General features: G+C 43.8%; 1 tRNA gene and 1 pseudogene. One reads left to right on the plus strand and one right to left on the minus strand.

Annotated features, from left to right (window positions below):
- Positions 1-92: pseudogene (locus tag ACTHUM_RS18440) on the plus strand (YbaB/EbfC family nucleoid-associated protein); the annotation flags it as partial.
- A 149-nt stretch (positions 93-241) separates the two neighbouring features.
- On the opposite strand, the gene ACTHUM_RS18445 reads toward ACTHUM_RS18440, so the two are convergent.
- Positions 242-317, minus strand: a tRNA-Asn gene (locus tag ACTHUM_RS18445).
- Positions 318-532: the final 215 nt, after the last annotated feature.

A 532-nucleotide genomic window follows, 5' to 3' on the forward strand; every position in this document is an offset into this window, starting at 1 on the left:
CCGCTTCTGAAAAAGCCGAAGAAACCACCAACAAAACCATGGGTGCATTCACCCAAGGCCTGCCTGCCGGTATGGGCGATTTCTTCCGTTGATTTAAAAATAAATAAAAGGCCGTCTGAAGCCAGATTTGGGTTTCAGACGGCCTTTTTTATTATGAGGACTCATGGGCTTTCTTTGGGAAAGAACAAGCGTTCCTTATTGATGTAAAAAAGCCTGAACAGCAGTTCAGGCTTTTGAAATTTGGCTCCCCGACCTGGGCTCGAACCAGGGACCTGCGGATTAACAGTCCGTCGCTCTACCGACTGAGCTATCGGGGAATGGGGCGTATTATAATGGCTGGAAAAAATGTGTCAATCCATATTTTCAAGAAAATGGTGCAAAATATTTCAAATGTTTGAATGTTAAAAATATTTTGTAATCAAGTTTCACATACTCCCCAGCCGTTTCAGACGGCCTTTAGTATTTGGCGTTAACCAATTTGCCGTTTTGGAATACTTGTTGCTGCATCACCGTGCCGTTGTAAGCGTAAGTG

The organism is Neisseria sp. P0021.S006 (genome assembly GCF_051956895.1).